We start from the raw sequence: 17,819 nt of genomic DNA on the forward strand, positions 1-17,819 counted from the left end.
CCCAAATAGAGGAACTCAGGCTGCATAATTGATGCTTCTCTACATTATAGAAGGAAGTGCTCATAAAATACATAGATTTATATGTCATTTACAGAAAAAGACGACTCACAAGGGAGTCGTCTTTAATATTTAATCGCAATCGTTAATCTTAGACACTGTTCTAAATTACTCTTTTGCCTTCACATTTACAAATTACAATTGTGAAAATGCAATATCTACCGCTTTGATTGTCTCAATAATATCTGCTTCTGTATGCTCTGTTGTTAAGAACCAAGCTTCATATTTTGATGGAGCTAAATTAATTCCTTGTGCAAGCATTAATTTAAAGAAACGACCAAAGATTTCACCGTCTGAGTTTTCAGCTTGCTCATAGTTTTCTACTTTCACATCTGTAAAGTAAATTGTAAGAGCACCTTTAAGACGATTAACAGTAATTGTTACATCATGTTTTTTGGCTGCAGCCAGGATACCTTCTTCTAAAATGGCTCCAAGACGATCCATTTCATCATAAATACCTGGAGTTTGTAATACTTCTAGGCAGGCAATACCAGCTTGCATGGATGCGGGGTTTCCTGCCATTGTGCCTGCTTGATAGGCAGGTCCAAGTGGAGCAACTGTATCCATAATCTCTTTGCGACCGCCATATGCACCGATTGGTAAACCACCGCCGATTACTTTACCAAGTGCAGTTAGGTCAGGTGTTAAGCCTAATAAGTTTTGGGCACCGCCATAGTGGAAGCGGAAAGCAGTAATAACTTCATCGTGAATAGTTAATGCACCTTTTTCTTTCGCTGTGGCATGAACTAATTCTAGGAAGCCAGGGTTAGGCTCTACAATACCGAAGTTCCCAACGATAGGCTCGATTAAAATTGCTGCGATTTGATCGCCCCATTTATCCATAGCTTCTGTAAATGCTTCAGGGTTGTTAAATGGTACAGTGATTACTTCCTCTGCTGTAGCAGTTGTAACACCGGCTGAGTCTGGAGTACCTAATGTTGCAGGACCCGAACCAGCAGCTACTAATACTAAGTCAAAGTGACCATGGTAGCATCCAGCGAATTTCATAATTTTTGTACGGCCTGTATAAGCACGAGCAACACGAATTGTTGTCATTACAGCTTCTGTACCAGAGTTATTAAAGCGTACTTTATCCATAGATGGGATTGCTTCTTTTAGCATTTTAGCAAAAGTAACCTCGTATTCAGTTGGAGTCCCAAACAAAGTGCCGTTTTCAGCTGCGTTTGTAATAGCCTTTGCGATATGTGGATGACCGTGACCAGTAACGATTGGACCGTAAGCTGCTAGATAGTCGATATAGCGGTTGCCATCAACATCCCAAAAATAAGCACCTTTCCCACGAGCCATTGCAACAGGTGAACCTCCGCCAACTGCTTTATAAGAACGAGAAGGGCTATTTACACCACCAACGATATGCTGTGTCGCTTCTGCGTGTACTGCTTCAGATTTTGTGTGATTCATATATATTGCCTCCTAAATCTTTATACTTCATCTATTGTAGACCTATCAGTGCAAGAAATCCAAAGAAATTAAGGGATATGATTTGTTTTACTATTTAGAGTAAAATAGAGCCTACAGAGGAGGAGATTGATATGGCTTTAATAGAAGGTAAAAAAGCACCTGATTTTTCCCTTATAAATGAAAAAGGAGAAACAGTAAAGTTAGCGGATTTCAAAGGACAAAATGTTATTTTATATTTTTATCCTAAAGATATGACACCAGGCTGTACGACGGAGGCTTGTGACTTCCGTGATAAGCACGAGGATTTTAGTAAATTAAATGCAGTTGTACTTGGCGTTAGTCCTGACGATGCAAAAAAACATACCAAATTTATAGATAAGCATGGATTACCATTCTCGCTATTAGTGGATGAGGATCATGCCGTAGCAGAAGCGTATGGCGTATGGGTGCTGAAGAAGATGTATGGACGTGAATATATGGGGATAGAACGTTCGACGTTTTTAATTGATACAGAAGGAAACCTGATAAAGGCTTGGCGTAAAGTAAGAGTGAAAAATCATATTGAAGAAGTATATACATATTTAGCAGAATTGGAGGCTAAGTAATGAGAATTTATTTTACGTTTGAACCAAGACCGGATTTACGTGAGCCACTAGTAGCAGAATTTCCACAAGTTGATTTTATTTTTGAAAATGGCTTATCAAACGATGAGCTACAACAAGCGGATGTGCTTGTCACATATGGTGAAGATTTAAATGATGAAAATATACAGTATGCGACAAAGGTTAAATGGATTTTTGTAGCGTCAGCGGGAATCGAAAAAATGCCAGCACATGCCATTATTGAACGAGGGATATTAGTGTCGAATGTGCGTGGCATTCATAAAACGCCAATGGCAGAATCAATGCTTGCCCATATTTTAGCGATTAAGCGTGCACTGCCTTGGGTGTATGAACAGCAGAAGAAAAATGAATGGTCTAAAAAAGCGAAACAAACCGAGTTGCGGGATAGTACAGCACTTATTTTAGGGCCAGGAGCTATTGGCTCAGAAGTAGGTCGCTTATTACAAGCTTTTGGTGTTGTGACAATTGGCTGCAACCGTTCAGGGAACGAAGCGGCATATATGAATGATATGGTGAGCTTTGATCAATTAATCGAAGCTTTACCTAATGCTGATATTGTCATTTCTGTATTACCTAAAACAGAGGAGACGACACATTTATTAAAAGAAGAACATTTTAAAGCGATGAAAAATGATGCTATTTTCATGAATTTTGGTCGTGGAAACTTAGTAGAGGAAAACGTTTTGATACATGCCATTCAAGCAGATGAAATTGGTTATGCTGTTTTAGATGTATTTGAACAAGAGCCTTTAACTGAGAATCATCCTTTATGGACTTTACCGAATGTCATTGTGTCTCCTCATATTTCAAGTCACTCTTCTCGCTATGTTGAACGCAGCTTAGAAATCTTTAAGCCAAGTTTAGAGAAGTGGTTACGCGGTGAAACAGATTTAGAAAATATGATGGATTTATCAAGAGGCTATTGAAGAAGAGGTCCGCCTGGAGATAATTTTAGGCTAACATCCTATAAGAACCCCGTGAAACCCACTGGAAGAGGTTAAACTGAAATGTGTATGAATGTTGACAGAAGTAAGAGTAATTCGATACACTAATTGTAACAATTATAAATTAATAATCTTTATGGAAGAGGTGCATGACGATGTCTGAAACGCATTTACAAGATGCACTTGACACGTTAAAAACAACTGGTGTACGTATTACTCCTCAGCGTCATGCTATTTTGGAATATTTAATTCAAACAATGGCACATCCAACTGCCGATGAAATTTATAAAGCACTTGAAGGGAAATTCCCAAATATGAGTGTAGCGACTGTCTATAATAACCTTCGCGTATTTCGTGAAGTTGGTCTAGTAAAAGAACTAACATTTGGTGATGCTTCAAGTCGTTTTGATTTCGTTACAAATGATCATTATCATATGATTTGTGAATGCTGTGGCAAAATAGTCGATTTCCATTATCCTGGTCTCGACGAAATTGAACATTTTGCATCACAAGTAACAGGCTTTGATGTGCATGCGCATCGTTTAGAAATTTACGGCACTTGTCCATCGTGTAAAGATGTATCTGCAAAAGTACAATAAAAAAATCCTAGCTCTTCTATAAGGGCTAGGATTTTTTTGTCTTATTATAAGATTGGTCGAACTCTTTTCCTTCTAGAGTTGGATCCAGTGTTAATGGTTCATTACAGTACATACACATATCTACACGACCTAATACTTTTGTGTACTTATGGCAATTAGGGCATTCCACTTGAACAGCTTTTGTTGAGAGCAGTCCAATCCATGCATATACGACTGTACTTCCAATAATACAAAGTACACCAAGGGTCATGAAGATTAATACTAGAATAGGATTGTTTTTAAAGAAGATTCCCCCATACATAACTACAAAGCCGATAAAAATAAGTGCTAATGCGAATGAACGGATTTTATTAATTTTACTTTTGTAAGGTTTCATTTATCATCTTGCCTCCCAATCTAAAATCTACTATAACATATAAGAACAAAGTATTTTAGCTTTGATAACGTGGAAAGAAGGAATACTTTTAGAGTATGTCGAATTTTTAACGAAATCAATTTCGCCTTGGCGTAATTGAGTCCGGTGAAAATCCGTGACATCCACTGAATGAAGTTAAAAGTAACAAGCAAATAGAGGGGGACTGAACATGGAACAAGTTTTGCGTCCGATATACCAGGAACGTGCAAGTCAGTCAAATACATTAGGCGTTATTTTAGTGGAAAAACGTGAGGAAAAAAGTAATGTTACAGATACATTTGATACAGTCTTACTTATTATTGTAAAGGAAGCAGATAAGCCAGTCTTTTCGAAGCATTACTTATATGAAGGGAACAAAGTAGCTTTACATACTGTTACTGAGAAAATAATACGAAAATGGCTACTCATTGGCTCCAATAAAAAAGTGGTCGATTGGATTTTCTTTGGTAGAGTATTATTTGATCGTAATGAATTTCTTCATAAATTAAAAATTGAGTTACAGGAGTTTCCGTTTAGTGGCCGTAAAATTAAAACAGGTATTCAATTTTCAAAGTTAATTCGACGTTACTTAGAAGGGAAAGAATACTTTGATAAGGGGAGTTATCTCGATGCTTATAATCATGTAGTGGATTCATTACATCATTTGGGTCGGTTATCCATCATTGATAGTGGACTATACCCTGAAGTAACTGTTTGGGCACAGGTGAAAAAAATAGAACCAGCGATTTATAAATTATACGAGGAGCTCGTTACAAGTAATGAACCGATAGAAAAACGGTTAGAGCTATTGTTTTTAGCTAGCGAGTTTTTAATACATTCACGTACACGGGATGGCGCTCAACATATTTTAGAAGTAATGCAAACAAAAGAGACTTGGACAATTCAGGAATTGCACGATCATAATGAGCTCATGAACTATTCGGTAGATTTAGAAGTGTTTGTAGAATATTTAGTGGACAAAGGCTATATTCAAATTGAACCTATCGTTGCGAAGAGTGAAATGATATTCCACCGTCATTATAAGGTAAATAAAGAAGCTCTAGAAATGGAGCAAGAACTGTAGTATGCTAGTTATCGAGGTGTGAAAAATACCTCGATATTTTTTTATAAAAAGTTGTTGACTTTTAATTAATTGATATTGTATTATATTAATTGTCGCTAAGACATAACAAAAACTCAACGAACGAAAAAAACTTTCGTAAAAAGTTGTTGACATGAATTGAGTTAAATGTTAATATGAAGAAGTCGCTGAAAAACAACGACATCAACATGAACCTTGAAAACTGAACAAGCAAAACGTAATCAATAAAGTTTTTAGTAGCTATCCTTGAGTTAGCGAACGAAACAAAATTTTGGACATCAAACATGATGCCAGCAAAACAATTTGAGCTAATCAAATTTCTTTTTATGGAGAGTTTGATCCTGGCTCAGGACGAACGCTGGCGGCGTGCCTAATACATGCAAGTCGAGCGAACAGAGAAGGAGCTTGCTCCTTCGACGTTAGCGGCGGACGGGTGAGTAACACGTGGGCAACCTACCTTATAGTTTGGGATAACTCCGGGAAACCGGGGCTAATACCGAATAATCTATTTTACTTCATGGTGAAATACTGAAAGACGGCATCTCGCTGTCGCTATAAGATGGGCCCGCGGCGCATTAGCTAGTTGGTGAGGTAACGGCTCACCAAGGCGACGATGCGTAGCCGACCTGAGAGGGTGATCGGCCACACTGGGACTGAGACACGGCCCAGACTCCTACGGGAGGCAGCAGTAGGGAATCTTCCACAATGGGCGAAAGCCTGATGGAGCAACGCCGCGTGAGTGAAGAAGGTTTTCGGATCGTAAAACTCTGTTGTAAGGGAAGAACAAGTACAGTAGTAACTGGCTGTACCTTGACGGTACCTTATTAGAAAGCCACGGCTAACTACGTGCCAGCAGCCGCGGTAATACGTAGGTGGCAAGCGTTGTCCGGAATTATTGGGCGTAAAGCGCGCGCAGGCGGTCCTTTAAGTCTGATGTGAAAGCCCACGGCTCAACCGTGGAGGGTCATTGGAAACTGGGGGACTTGAGTGCAGAAGAGGAAAGTGGAATTCCAAGTGTAGCGGTGAAATGCGTAGAGATTTGGAGGAACACCAGTGGCGAAGGCGACTTTCTGGTCTGTAACTGACGCTGAGGCGCGAAAGCGTGGGGAGCAAACAGGATTAGATACCCTGGTAGTCCACGCCGTAAACGATGAGTGCTAAGTGTTAGGGGGTTTCCGCCCCTTAGTGCTGCAGCTAACGCATTAAGCACTCCGCCTGGGGAGTACGGTCGCAAGACTGAAACTCAAAGGAATTGACGGGGGCCCGCACAAGCGGTGGAGCATGTGGTTTAATTCGAAGCAACGCGAAGAACCTTACCAGGTCTTGACATCCCGTTGACCACTGTAGAGATATGGTTTTCCCTTCGGGGACAACGGTGACAGGTGGTGCATGGTTGTCGTCAGCTCGTGTCGTGAGATGTTGGGTTAAGTCCCGCAACGAGCGCAACCCTTGATCTTAGTTGCCATCATTTAGTTGGGCACTCTAAGGTGACTGCCGGTGACAAACCGGAGGAAGGTGGGGATGACGTCAAATCATCATGCCCCTTATGACCTGGGCTACACACGTGCTACAATGGACGATACAAACGGTTGCCAACTCGCGAGAGGGAGCTAATCCGATAAAGTCGTTCTCAGTTCGGATTGTAGGCTGCAACTCGCCTACATGAAGCCGGAATCGCTAGTAATCGCGGATCAGCATGCCGCGGTGAATACGTTCCCGGGCCTTGTACACACCGCCCGTCACACCACGAGAGTTTGTAACACCCGAAGTCGGTGGGGTAACCTTTTGGAGCCAGCCGCCGAAGGTGGGATAGATGATTGGGGTGAAGTCGTAACAAGGTAGCCGTATCGGAAGGTGCGGCTGGATCACCTCCTTTCTAAGGATATTTTCGGAATACAAACCTAGGGTTTGTAAGATTACGTTTTGCGTTCAGTTTTGAAGGTTCATCATACGATGAAATACTTCAAAACTTGTTCTTTGAAAACTGGATAAAACGACATTGAAATTGTAACAAACACATTTATTTTTTTAAGTTTTTTAATAGGCTTAATAACTTGGTTAAGTTATTAAGGGCGCACGGCGAATGCCTTGGCACTAGGAGCCGATGAAGGACGGCACTAACACCGATATGCTTCGGGGAGCTGTAAGTGAGCTTTGATCCGGAGATTTCCGAATGGGGGAACCCACTACGTTTAATCGCGTAGTATCTTGACGTGAATACATAGCGTCTTGAAGGCAGACCCAGGGAACTGAAACATCTAAGTACCTGGAGGAAGAGAAAGAAAAATCGATTCCCTGAGTAGCGGCGAGCGAAACGGGAAGAGCCCAAACCAAGAGGCTTGCCTCTTGGGGTTGTAGGACACTCTATACGGAGTTACAAAAGAGCGAGTTAGATGAAGCGACTTGGAAAGGTCCGCCAGAGCAGGTAAAAGCCCTGTAGTCGAAAGTTCGTTCTCTCCTGAGTGGATCCTGAGTACGGCGGAACACGTGAAATTCCGTCGGAATCCGGGAGGACCATCTCCCAAGGCTAAATACTACCTAGTGACCGATAGTGAACCAGTACCGTGAGGGAAAGGTGAAAAGCACCCCGGGAGGGGAGTGAAAGAGATCCTGAAACCGTGTGCCTACAAGTAGTTAGAGCCCGTTAATGGGTGATAGCGTGCCTTTTGTAGAATGAACCGGCGAGTTACGATTACGTGCAAGGTTAAGCTTTAGAAGGCGGAGCCGCAGCGAAAGCGAGTCTGAATAGGGCGAAATAGTACGTGGTCGTAGACCCGAAACCAGGTGATCTACCCATGTCCAGGGTGAAGGTGAGGTAACACTTACTGGAGGCCCGAACCCACGCACGTTGAAAAGTGCGGGGATGAGGTGTGGGTAGCGGAGAAATTCCAATCGAACTTGGAGATAGCTGGTTCTCTCCGAAATAGCTTTAGGGCTAGCCTCGTGATGAGAATACTGGAGGTAGAGCACTGTTTGGACTAGGGGGCCATCCCGGTTTACCGAATTCAGACAAACTCCGAATGCCAGATATTTATACACGGGAGTCAGACTGCGAGTGATAAGATCCGTAGTCAAAAGGGAAACAGCCCAGACCACCAGCTAAGGTCCCAAAGTAATCGTTAAGTGGAAAAGGATGTGGCGTTGCACAGACAACCAGGATGTTGGCTTAGAAGCAGCCATCATTTAAAGAGTGCGTAATAGCTCACTGGTCGAGTGACGCTGCGCCGAAAATGTATCGGGGCTAAACGATTCACCGAAGCTGTGGATTGACATCTACGATGTCAGTGGTAGGAGAGCGTTCTAAGTGCGTTGAAGTCAGATCGGAAGGACTGGTGGAGCGCTTAGAAGTGAGAATGCCGGTATGAGTAGCGAAAGACGGGTGAGAATCCCGTCCACCGTATGACTAAGGTTTCCTGAGGAAGGCTCGTCCGCTCAGGGTTAGTCGGGACCTAAGCCGAGGCCGATAGGCGTAGGCGATGGACAACAGGTTGATATTCCTGTACCACCTCCTCACCGTTTGAGAAATGGGGGGACGCAGTAGGATAGGGTAAGCGCGCTGTTGGATATGCGCGTCCAAGCAGTAAGGCGTGTGTGTAGGCAAATCCGCACACTGTAACGTTGAGCTGTGATGGCGAGTCCGTATGGACGAAGTTCCTGATTTCACACTGCCAAGAAAAGCCTCTATCGAGGTGAGAGGTGCCCGTACCGCAAACCGACACAGGTAGTCGAGGAGAGAATCCTAAGGTGTGCGAGAGAACTCTCGTTAAGGAACTCGGCAAAATGACCCCGTAACTTCGGGAGAAGGGGTGCTCTTGAGCGTGCAAGCGCATGAGAGCCGCAGTGAATAGGCCCAGGCGACTGTTTAGCAAAAACACAGGTCTCTGCAAAACCGTAAGGTGACGTATAGGGGCTGACGCCTGCCCGGTGCTGGAAGGTTAAGAGGAGTGGTTAGCGCAAGCGAAGCTGCGAATTGAAGCCCCAGTAAACGGCGGCCGTAACTATAACGGTCCTAAGGTAGCGAAATTCCTTGTCGGGTAAGTTCCGACCCGCACGAAAGGCGTAACGATCTGGGCACTGTCTCAACGAGAGACTCGGTGAAATTATAGTACCTGTGAAGATGCAGGTTACCCGCGACAGGACGGAAAGACCCCGTGGAGCTTTACTGTAGCCTGATATTGAATTTTGGTACAACTTGTACAGGATAGGTAGGAGCCAGAGATCTCGGAGCGCCAGCTTCGAAGGAGGCGTCGGTGGGATACTACCCTGGTTGTATTGAAATTCTAACCCATGCCCCTTAGCGGGGCAGGAGACAGTGTCAGGCGGACAGTTTGACTGGGGCGGTCGCCTCCTAAAAGGTAACGGAGGCGCCCAAAGGTTCCCTCAGAATGGTTGGAAATCATTCGTAGAGTGTAAAGGCACAAGGGAGCTTGACTGCAAGACCTACAAGTCGAGCAGGGTCGAAAGACGGGCTTAGTGATCCGGTGGTTCCGCATGGAAGGGCCATCGCTCAACGGATAAAAGCTACCCCGGGGATAACAGGCTTATCTCCCCCAAGAGTCCACATCGACGGGGAGGTTTGGCACCTCGATGTCGGCTCATCGCATCCTGGGGCTGTAGTCGGTCCCAAGGGTTGGGCTGTTCGCCCATTAAAGCGGTACGCGAGCTGGGTTCAGAACGTCGTGAGACAGTTCGGTCCCTATCCGTCGTGGGCGTAGGAAATTTGAGAGGAGCTGTCCTTAGTACGAGAGGACCGGGATGGACACACCGCTGGTGTACCAGTTGTCTTGCCAAAGGCATCGCTGGGTAGCTATGTGTGGACGGGATAAGTGCTGAAAGCATCTAAGCATGAAGCCCCCCTCAAGATGAGATTTCCCATTACGCAAGTAAGTAAGATCCCTCAAAGACGATGAGGTAGATAGGTTCGAGGTGGAAGTGTGGTGACACATGGAGCTGACGAATACTAATCGATCGAGGACTTAACCAAAACGTTTGAAACATTCAATGCACCGTTTATCCAGTTTTGAAAGAATAAGAAAGCTTTTCAGAAAAAAAGCTTGCAATTATAACGGAAATGCGTTATAATAAATCTTGTCTTTAAAATAGTCTAGTGATGATGGCAAAGAGGTCACACCCGTTCCCATACCGAACACGGAAGTTAAGCTCTTTAGCGCCGATGGTAGTTGGGGGCTTCCCCCTGTGAGAGTAGGACGTCGCTAGGCTATATGATAAAATTATTCCGAAGTAGCTCAGTTGGTAGTAGCACCTGACTGTTAATCAGGTTGTCGCAGGTTCGAGTCCTGCCTTCGGAGCCATTCTTGGAGAGTTGTCCGAGTGGCCGAAGGAGCACGATTGGAAATCGTGTAGGCGGTTAACACTGTCTCAAGGGTTCAAATCCCTTACTCTCCGCCAGCACTTTAAGGATTTTTCATTCCAAATGAAGGCCCCTTGGTCAAGTGGTTAAGACACCGCCCTTTCACGGCGGTAACACGGGTTCGAATCCCGTAGGGGTCACCATTTAATACCCAGATGGAGGATTAGCTCAGCTGGGAGAGCATCTGCCTTACAAGCAGAGGGTCGGCGGTTCGAGCCCGTCATCCTCCACCATTATTAATTCAAATAAATCACTCATTATCGCGGGGTGGAGCAGTGGTAGCTCGTCGGGCTCATAACCCGAAGGTCGTTGGTTCAAATCCGGCCCCCGCAACCAAAATGGTCCCGTGGTGTAGCGGTTAACATGCCTGCCTGTCACGCAGGAGATCGCCGGTTCGATCCCGGTCGGGACCGCCATTTTTTAAAAAATATGGGTCAGTAGCTCAGTTGGTAGAGCATTAGATTGAAGCTCTAAGTGTCGGCGGTTCGATTCCGTCCTGACCCACCATATTTTTTTGCCGGTGTAGCTCAGTTGGTAGAGCAACTGACTTGTAATCAGTAGGTCGTGGGTTCGACTCCTATCGCCGGCACCATGGCTTTTCCGGAGGGGTAGCGAAGTGGCTAAACGCGGCGGACTGTAAATCCGCTCCTTAGGGTTCGGCGGTTCGAATCCGTCCCCCTCCACCAGTTTTTATTTAATAGGGGCATAGTTCAACGGTAGAATAGAGGTCTCCAAAACCTTTGGTGTGGGTTCGATTCCTACTGCCCCTGCCAATTAATTTTATGGCGATTGTGGCGAAGTGGTTAACGCACCGGATTGTGGTTCCGGCATTCGTGGGTTCGATTCCCATCAGTCGCCCCATTTTCAATAAAATTAATAAATACAATATAACAATGGCGATTGTGGCGAAGTGGTTAACGCACCGGATTGTGGTTCCGGCATTCGAGGGTTCGATTCCCTTCAGTCGCCCCATTGTTGGGGTATAGCCAAGCGGTAAGGCAACGGATTTTGATTCCGTCATGCCTAGGTTCGAATCCTAGTACCCCAGCCATTTTTGCGGAAGTAGTTCAGTGGTAGAACACCACCTTGCCAAGGTGGGGGTCGCGAGTTCGAACCTCGTCTTCCGCTCCAAATATGACGGCGGCATAGCCAAGTGGTAAGGCACAGGTCTGCAACACCTTTATCACCGGTTCAAATCCGGTTGCCGCCTCCATATTTTATTACTCAATCGGTTTATCCGATTTTTTTTATCTCCATTATGCCGGTGTGGCGGAATTGGCAGACGCGCACGACTCAAAATCGTGTTCCTTTGGAGTGTCGGTTCGACCCCGACCACCGGTATCATATTTAGTAAAGAATCCTTGATTACAAGGGTTCTTTTTTTGTTTGTAGAAAACATTTAAGATCCTCTCAAAATGTATTTTTTGAGAGGATTTTTTTATACGAACCAAGATTGCTTATACATAGTACAGAATTTTAAATAATATTAGTCTAAAACTCTTTTATATCATATGTGTATTTAAAATTTCAAATAAAGCATTTCTCAAAATATGATCGAAAGCCAACAAAGATTGTTTTGTATGCTTTTTTAAAGAGTTATATGGTAGAAATCAATAATAACAAGGGGGTGACGAGATGAAAAAGTAATGGCGAGTTTGTTGTGTTCAATTTTATTTGTTGCTGTTCCATTTAGGATTATTAATAAAAGATAGCATTAAGCTACCCTTAATTTATTTCACCACTTTCTAATTTTTTGTTTAAAGCTATATAATCCTTTTTGGAAAAGGTTACTGTTACTCTATCCAATCTATTCCCACCCGGATATAAAAGTAATTGCTGATTAAATTTTATACCTAAAGGTCCAACCGTTTGATAAATAAGATTTAGAATTTTAAAACATTCTAAATCTACCCCTTCTTTCAAATGATTTTTAATATTAAAAGTAACCACATCTTCAACTTCAATAAATCTAGGTTTTCGAGGAGAAATATTGTGTGCTTTACAAAGTCTTTTTAGAAAATTTTGATAATAATCTTGTTGTTCCATTTTCTAAGCGAGCCTTCTTCAGATTCTGAATTAAATCATGGCACTTAATAAAATAGGTACTTGTTCGCTTTTTAGCAGCCGTAATGCCGATTGCTGTGGCCAGATGGGTCTTGCCGACACCACTTGGACCTAGGAATACAATATTCTCGTTTTCATGGATAAAACGAAGACTTTGAAAATCGAGTATTTGTTGTTGATTAATAGTTGGTTGAAAATCAAAGTTAAAATCCTTTATCTCCTTTAAATGTGGAAATGCAGCGACTTTCACCATCGCATGAATCATATTTTGCTCACGCACATCGATTTCATAATTTGTCAATTTAATAAGTGTATCGATAAAAGAAAGCTCATTTTTATTACTAAAGTCGATGACTTCATTCAAATGGATGCCCATTTGCTTTAATTTTAAATACTCTAAGTTTTGTTGTAGTTGCTGATAATTTGTACTCATTATTGAATTCATTTATACACTTCTCCAATCGCTGCTAAATTCCGTTTCGCTAAATCATTAATATCAGGGTATTCGGGCAAGGCCTTTGTCATCAGTTCACGATAATGTGCCTCTTGATAATTCAATTTTGCTTCACTTTTTTTGTGTTGCGCGATTAGTTCCATGTTATAATAAATCCATAATTGATTATCGTACACTTGTAACCCTACTTTTTTGCCTTGATACTCCGGTGGTACGGAGTATTGATTGGACTTGTAGGAAATCATGCTCGATGCATTGACTTTTACAAGCGTATGGTTGATTCGATAGGAATCTCTTACTCGTTCAGTTGGTAGCTGGAGTAAGTGATTCTTTTCTTTTTGCCATTCTAAAATCGGAATTTTATTCTTGATAGGCATGGATTTCATCTAGTAATTTCATCGTTGTTTCCACTTTTCCTTTTGTTTGGGGACGACCTACTATACAAAGCTTCACCTTAAATCCAAAGTCTTTCGCAAATTGCGCGAACTTCGTATTCACTTTTCCACCAAAATGTTCTGTTCGTGCTTCATCCATCACTGCTGTCAGTAATGAGTTCTTCTGGTACACCACCCATTTTTTCAAACGTATCGGTTAAGAAAGAACATAAAACTGCCTGCGATTCGGAAATACTCATATAAAAGAATCGCATACGAGAGTAGCTTAACACTAACACGGCTACATTAATCTCCACCTGTTCACCATCACATGTTTCATAAAGAATGCTTTCTTTCCAATCCAACTGTGCTTGTTTGCCTATACGCGTTACATAACGGATACCGCTATGTACAGAAGATACGCGTTCATTTATCTCAAAATAAGCCTTAAATTCGGGCGTATTGGCAATATAGGTACGGAATGTAGATCCTGTCCACAATCTAAACCGTGATTGTCTTTTAAATACTGCCAAAGATTACGTCGATAATAAAATACCTGCTTAGAATCTTCTGATAAGAGATTGGCAATAATCGGATAGAACTCATCAATTTTAGATGGCTTATTACGCTTTGTTTTTGGTATAAAGCCATTTAGATATTTATCGATTGTTCGTCGATCTACGCCCATATCCCTTGCTAATTTACTTTTATTAATCTTCATGTTTAAATGCTCCATTACTTGTTTAAAATTTGCTAAATCTGAAAGACTATTGATTTTAAAATCTGTCTTAATTTCTAGTTGAATATGCATACTAACACCTCGGTATTAGTATGAAATGGAAGAGCATTTTTGTACATCTTTATTCAAGCAGGAATGTACATATTTAAATTAGCATTTATATACTGCAATGATATGTTATTTAATCGCAGAAAAATTGTTCTGTCAGAGAAGTTGATTAGTAAAATTCAAAGGATACTTACAGGGCACAAATTCATCAATTAAGACATAAATGATTCTGTATTTTTAAGTTACATAGATATTAAAATGTGGGAAGCCTGCCCTTCCTAAAGTTAATATAATTTGGTTTATTTCAAAAATTGTGGAAATTATACCAAAAGATGTTTAATATTATAGGTGGTTGAGTGGGAGAAAAATTACAAGGTGGAGATTAAAGTAAGTATAACTATTAATTACATTAAAACCAATGACCTATCTATATTATCAGAATTTGATAATCTAGTTAAATTCTTAAGTGAACAGGAGGTAGAAATTTATCAGAGTTATAAAGTAGAATTCAAAAAAGTAGAGTTTTTATTAGGAAGAGTATTACTAAAAAAGATAATTGGAGAATTATTAAATGTTGAACCCAGCTCTATAGTATTTAAGAAAAGCAAATATGGGAAATTATTTTTAGATAATTCTATGTTTAAAGACAAACCTATTTATTTTAATTTATCTCATAGTAATGGCCTACTCGTCTGTGTGATAGGTTTAGATGAGGTAGGAGTTGATGTTGAACGTATTTGTCCTGTGGATTTCAAAATTATGAAGCACATTTTTAGAATGGAAGAAATAGATTATGTATTAGAGGCAAAAACTTTGTTTGAAAAGGAATCAAGGTTTTTTTATATATGGACAAGAAAAGAGGCCTTTTTAAAAGCAATAGGAATGGGATTTTATAAAGACCCTCTGAGTTTCCAAGTCCCTATTAAGGAAGACAAAACTAAAAATGAGTACAACTATTACACTTTTAACCTTTATTCAGAGTACAAAGTTTCTGTAGTAGTAAGAAATAATAATTCAACCCCAATACAATTTATTTTTCAAGAGATTAATATTTGCAAAGATGGTAACTTAGATTTTAGTATTATGGAATGTCAACATAAAAGTATATTTTAGGATTCGAAACCCAATAAGGAGTGTTAGATATATATACTGCTGAATATAAAAATAAAGACGTTTTAATAAACTTATAGAATTATATTAAAAAGAAGTAAAAAAAACTTATCAAAAAACATATCATATGATACTAAGAATTTAAAAGATAGTATTGTTAAAATTTTCAAAGAAGTAATTGATACAAATGATTTATAGAAACAAATGTTAATTTTTTGAGATAGGTGTTAATTCCCTTTTAGTACCTAGAATATTAAAAGAAATTAAAAAACTTTAAATATAAAGATACCGATAACTGAATTTTATCAAAGGGCAACTATTGACGAGCTTGTAACCTATATAAATTCTATTGATGAAAAAGAAGTTTCAAATATAAAAGAAAACAAAAAATTAGGTCACAAACTATCAAGTTGGTGGAAAACTAGTGAAGCACCCTTTTTAAGTTTCCTTTGAGTCACGTCCTATCTTGTTAAATCTAGAAAACAACTCATAAGAGCAATTTAAAAGGGAGACCGTAGGGCCTCCCTTTTAGCATTTCTTATTGACGATTGAAAGTGTAATAAGTGTATCTCGCCTGAACATACAGACTCTGGCCATCTATACTCGGATTGGTGATAAGTCGAGTACTCGGTTGGGGCGGTTAGTTCCTGGCTGTTAGCAAAGTAAGTTGCCATGATGAATTTTCTGCTGGTCGAATTAATGGTATGTGTCTAGAACTGTTTGTTGATTTTCGTTACGGGGTCGAACCAGGGTAAACACTAAAAACGTCAATTCCATTTCTAACTTCACTTGCACTGTATTCTGTTCTGAAGGTCTCACCAGGTTGGATTGTTATCTTTCCTGTTGAATCAATAGGCTAGAATTTCTAACCAATCTTTTGCCCAGTAATGTAATTCGGGTCGAAACTGAGTTTGTAATCACCAATTCCCGTATTTGTAATCAGAGTTCTACCTTCTGCATAGACGTTACTAATTAAGAAAGGAAAAGGACAAGGTGTTAGGGGGAATTATCTCCCTAGTCGTTGGTCAGGGGTTACACGTGATTGGAGTCTGGTAGAAGAAGTTTGGCTTAATCCGGAAAAACCGACGTTTATTCAAGCTAAGCAAAAAGTTCAAAAATAGCTATCCACCGACACCGTGAACTACTAAAAGAATTCATGAACGACGGCACACGATTTATTCGAAACTATTTTGAAGAGAAACAAAAGATAACCCCCCGTAATTATTGTAGGTTTGCATACGTTTGATTCAAAGATAATTTTAACCCTCAACGTTCCTTTGACGTCATGTAGAACGGAGATCCATCTGAATCCCCGCAAATCAAATTTTCTGTAAAAAGTGTGAAGTAAAAATTTCCCCTGAGGGCTATTGTTTCCTGTTACCACATTTGAAGTGGAGACGGACAAGTGCGGGTGCTTTCCCCTCATTTTTTTAAATTAGGAATAGTATACTTTTTCTACTTTATATAATGTATGCTCGATAGTCGAGCAGAGAACGGCATCCACTTTGTAAAATTTAATTCGAAAGTATAAACTTTTCAAAAAGTTTTTTATATTATTTTTTTGCTTAAAGGCAGGGAGAAATTCTGAATTTTTCTCCACATCACCAAAACTTTGAATCCATTGCTCTACATAAGTCTGACTAAGTATTTTTCTATTTAAAACACTAATTACGGATTTTACCATTCTCTCATCTTCTCCATCGGAGTAAATTCGATCTGTTATGGTCATCTTTTCGTAAACCAAATCGAGGATAGTTAAGAGGTCATTTTTATCCAGTTCGGAACACTGAGCCAAATCTTCTAAAGCATCTGCTGCATGGGCTATAGCATGAGCCCAGCCTTTTTCTTCATCATACCCACGGTAATCTCGCTCTTCTTGTACATTGTAAAATACTTTCTCTTTTATCTGATGAATTTGCTCTCTTGAGAGAAATGGTGATTCTCTATGCCTCATGAAGAGGAGCGGTATGACTAGCATTGAGAAAGATCGAGTGAAGACAGAGTCTGTATTTGTTTCACCAAGCTTAAAATGCAAATGGTTTTCATCCAAAACAACGGGTAGAAGTTGTTCTAGTTCGTTTGCTGTGAGCGAATTATCAGGAATCCAATGTGATAAGGTTGTATAAATTAGCTCATCACGTAGTTGGGCATCCAAAGAACCGATGTTATTTATCATTTCTAGTATCAGCTGGAATGTATCGGGGGGTGCTTGGTACCCATTTTCTTTTATTAATATCAATTTTTCTTTTAAATTCATTTTACACGCTCCTTCTAGAAATTTTCTGAACTAACTTTTTCAAGGATTTCTACTGACTATACGACTTCTTCCGTACCCTTCTTCCCTTACTATAAGTACAGATAGGATCAGAGACAATCCGCAATAGCAGAAAGGAATAAATTATTTCCAAGCGGTTTATTTCCTGATAAAATCCATAAAATTCCGCCTCCTTCGATTATATTTTATACGAAAACTTGCTATCTAAAAAACTTCCCTACCCGATTTTAGGAAAAAGAACCA

At 40.7% G+C, this 17,819-nt stretch carries 9 protein-coding genes, 16 tRNA genes, 3 rRNA genes and 2 pseudogenes; 24 read left to right on the forward strand and 6 right to left on the reverse strand.

The features are described from left to right. Window positions 1-192: 192 nt before the first annotated feature. Window positions 193-1,479 carry a glutamate-1-semialdehyde 2,1-aminomutase gene (locus JNUCC51_RS15130; protein WP_337988737.1) on the reverse strand — a complete coding sequence of 429 codons (1,287 nt, stop codon included), beginning with the start codon at window positions 1,477-1,479 and terminating at the stop codon, window positions 193-195. 131 nt (window positions 1,480-1,610) lie between these two features. On the opposite strand from JNUCC51_RS15130, the gene bcp reads away from it, so the two are divergent. The 3 genes from bcp (at window position 1,611) to perR (ending at window position 3,645) form a co-directional block, all read left to right on the forward strand. After that, a complete protein-coding gene (gene bcp, locus JNUCC51_RS15135; RefSeq protein ID WP_337988738.1) occupies window positions 1,611-2,084 on the forward strand; it encodes a thioredoxin-dependent thiol peroxidase in 474 nt (157 codons plus the stop codon). Beyond that, window positions 2,084-3,028 carry a D-2-hydroxyacid dehydrogenase gene (locus JNUCC51_RS15140; RefSeq protein WP_337988739.1) on the forward strand — a complete coding sequence of 315 codons (945 nt, stop codon included), beginning with the start codon at window positions 2,084-2,086 and terminating at the stop codon, window positions 3,026-3,028. The genes bcp and JNUCC51_RS15140 overlap by 1 nt, the downstream gene beginning before the upstream one ends. A 173-nt stretch (window positions 3,029-3,201) precedes the next feature. After that, window positions 3,202-3,645, forward strand: coding sequence for a peroxide-responsive transcriptional repressor PerR (gene perR / locus JNUCC51_RS15145; protein WP_049668868.1), 444 nt, complete (start codon window positions 3,202-3,204; stop codon window positions 3,643-3,645). Window positions 3,646-3,670: 25 nt separating this feature from the next. On the opposite strand, the gene JNUCC51_RS15150 is transcribed toward perR, so the two are convergent. Continuing rightward, window positions 3,671-4,021, reverse strand: coding sequence for a YgzB family protein (locus tag JNUCC51_RS15150; protein WP_337988740.1), 351 nt, complete (start codon window positions 4,019-4,021; stop codon window positions 3,671-3,673). Between the two features lie 208 nt (window positions 4,022-4,229). On the opposite strand from JNUCC51_RS15150, the gene JNUCC51_RS15155 reads away from it, so the two are divergent. From JNUCC51_RS15155 to JNUCC51_RS15250, 20 genes are all read left to right on the forward strand, one after another. Further along, a complete protein-coding gene (locus JNUCC51_RS15155; RefSeq protein ID WP_049668870.1) occupies window positions 4,230-5,123 on the forward strand; it encodes a nucleotidyltransferase-like protein in 894 nt (297 codons plus the stop codon). Between the two features lie 341 nt (window positions 5,124-5,464). Then, window positions 5,465-7,017: ribosomal RNA gene (locus JNUCC51_RS15160) — 16S ribosomal RNA — on the forward strand. A 180-nt stretch (window positions 7,018-7,197) separates the two neighbouring features. Further along, window positions 7,198-10,125 (forward strand): 23S ribosomal RNA (locus tag JNUCC51_RS15165). A 119-nt stretch (window positions 10,126-10,244) separates the two neighbouring features. Then, a 5S ribosomal RNA gene (rrf, locus tag JNUCC51_RS15170) occupies window positions 10,245-10,360 on the forward strand. The 16S, 23S and 5S rRNA genes sit together here with 16 tRNA genes alongside, the layout of an rRNA operon. Before the next feature lie 16 nt (window positions 10,361-10,376). Beyond that, window positions 10,377-10,453, forward strand: a tRNA-Asn gene (locus tag JNUCC51_RS15175). A gap of 5 nt (window positions 10,454-10,458) precedes the next feature. Continuing rightward, window positions 10,459-10,550 (forward strand) — tRNA-Ser (locus JNUCC51_RS15180). Between the two features lie 30 nt (window positions 10,551-10,580). Beyond that, window positions 10,581-10,655: transfer RNA gene (locus tag JNUCC51_RS15185), tRNA-Glu, on the forward strand. 14 nt (window positions 10,656-10,669) lie between these two features. Then, window positions 10,670-10,745 (forward strand) — tRNA-Val (locus JNUCC51_RS15190). A 28-nt stretch (window positions 10,746-10,773) separates the two neighbouring features. Continuing rightward, window positions 10,774-10,848, forward strand: a tRNA-Met gene (locus JNUCC51_RS15195). Between the two features lie 4 nt (window positions 10,849-10,852). Continuing rightward, window positions 10,853-10,928, forward strand: a tRNA-Asp gene (locus JNUCC51_RS15200). A gap of 15 nt (window positions 10,929-10,943) precedes the next feature. Beyond that, a tRNA-Phe gene (locus JNUCC51_RS15205) sits at window positions 10,944-11,019 on the forward strand. Window positions 11,020-11,028: 9 nt separating this feature from the next. Continuing rightward, a tRNA-Thr gene (locus JNUCC51_RS15210) sits at window positions 11,029-11,104 on the forward strand. A gap of 10 nt (window positions 11,105-11,114) precedes the next feature. Further along, window positions 11,115-11,198: transfer RNA gene (locus JNUCC51_RS15215), tRNA-Tyr, on the forward strand. A gap of 13 nt (window positions 11,199-11,211) precedes the next feature. Continuing rightward, window positions 11,212-11,285: transfer RNA gene (locus JNUCC51_RS15220), tRNA-Trp, on the forward strand. A gap of 12 nt (window positions 11,286-11,297) precedes the next feature. Further along, window positions 11,298-11,373: transfer RNA gene (locus JNUCC51_RS15225), tRNA-His, on the forward strand. 35 nt (window positions 11,374-11,408) lie between these two features. Further along, window positions 11,409-11,484 (forward strand) — tRNA-His (locus JNUCC51_RS15230). 4 nt (window positions 11,485-11,488) lie between these two features. Then, window positions 11,489-11,563, forward strand: a tRNA-Gln gene (locus JNUCC51_RS15235). 5 nt (window positions 11,564-11,568) lie between these two features. Next, window positions 11,569-11,643: transfer RNA gene (locus JNUCC51_RS15240), tRNA-Gly, on the forward strand. An 8-nt stretch (window positions 11,644-11,651) separates the two neighbouring features. After that, a tRNA-Cys gene (locus tag JNUCC51_RS15245) sits at window positions 11,652-11,725 on the forward strand. 47 nt (window positions 11,726-11,772) lie between these two features. Beyond that, a tRNA-Leu gene (locus JNUCC51_RS15250) sits at window positions 11,773-11,853 on the forward strand. A 384-nt stretch (window positions 11,854-12,237) separates the two neighbouring features. Here JNUCC51_RS15250 and JNUCC51_RS15255 read toward each other — a convergent pair. The 3 genes and pseudogenes from JNUCC51_RS15255 to istA all read right to left on the reverse strand — a co-directional run bounded on the left by JNUCC51_RS15255 (window position 12,238) and on the right by istA (window position 14,215). Further along, a complete protein-coding gene (locus JNUCC51_RS15255; protein ID WP_443136955.1) occupies window positions 12,238-12,558 on the reverse strand; it encodes a hypothetical protein in 321 nt (106 codons plus the stop codon). Then, a pseudogene (locus JNUCC51_RS15260) lies at window positions 12,515-13,009 on the reverse strand (ATP-binding protein); the annotation flags it as partial. The pseudogene JNUCC51_RS15260 and the gene JNUCC51_RS15255, both read right to left, overlap by 44 nt. Before the next feature lie 8 nt (window positions 13,010-13,017). Then, window positions 13,018-14,215, reverse strand: a pseudogene (gene istA, locus JNUCC51_RS15265) (IS21 family transposase). Between the two features lie 351 nt (window positions 14,216-14,566). On the opposite strand from istA, the gene JNUCC51_RS15270 reads away from it, so the two are divergent. Then, a complete protein-coding gene (locus tag JNUCC51_RS15270) occupies window positions 14,567-15,304 on the forward strand; it encodes a 4'-phosphopantetheinyl transferase family protein (RefSeq protein WP_337988742.1) in 738 nt (245 codons plus the stop codon). Window positions 15,305-16,736: 1,432 nt separating this feature from the next. Here JNUCC51_RS15270 and JNUCC51_RS15275 read toward each other — a convergent pair. Next, window positions 16,737-17,558: a DUF2785 domain-containing protein gene (locus JNUCC51_RS15275; protein WP_337988743.1), complete on the reverse strand. Its 822-nt coding sequence runs from the start codon at window positions 17,556-17,558 to the stop codon at window positions 16,737-16,739. Between the last annotated feature and the right edge of the window lie 261 nt (window positions 17,559-17,819).

Origin of the sequence: Lysinibacillus sp. JNUCC 51, from assembly GCF_015999525.1 — a bacterium.
GTDB classification, from domain to species: Bacteria; Bacillota; Bacilli; order Bacillales_A; family Planococcaceae; genus Lysinibacillus; species Lysinibacillus xylanilyticus.

What these genes read in the sequence shown, in the direction of transcription:
- perR (WP_049668868.1), top strand. Translation starts at nt 3,202, where the DNA reads ATGTCTGAAACGCATTTACAAGATGCACTTGACACGTTAAAAACAACT.
- JNUCC51_RS15275 (WP_337988743.1), bottom strand. Translation starts at nt 17,558, where the DNA reads ATGAATTTAAAAGAAAAATTGATATTAATAAAAGAAAATGGGTACCAA.
- bcp (WP_337988738.1), top strand. Translation starts at nt 1,611, where the DNA reads ATGGCTTTAATAGAAGGTAAAAAAGCACCTGATTTTTCCCTTATAAAT.
- JNUCC51_RS15255 (WP_443136955.1), bottom strand. Translation starts at nt 12,558, where the DNA reads ATGGAACAACAAGATTATTATCAAAATTTTCTAAAAAGACTTTGTAAA.
- JNUCC51_RS15130 (WP_337988737.1), bottom strand. Translation starts at nt 1,479, where the DNA reads ATGAATCACACAAAATCTGAAGCAGTACACGCAGAAGCGACACAGCAT.
- JNUCC51_RS15140 (WP_337988739.1), top strand. Translation starts at nt 2,084, where the DNA reads ATGAGAATTTATTTTACGTTTGAACCAAGACCGGATTTACGTGAGCCA.
- JNUCC51_RS15155 (WP_049668870.1), top strand. Translation starts at nt 4,230, where the DNA reads ATGGAACAAGTTTTGCGTCCGATATACCAGGAACGTGCAAGTCAGTCA.
- JNUCC51_RS15150 (WP_337988740.1), bottom strand. Translation starts at nt 4,021, where the DNA reads ATGAAACCTTACAAAAGTAAAATTAATAAAATCCGTTCATTCGCATTA.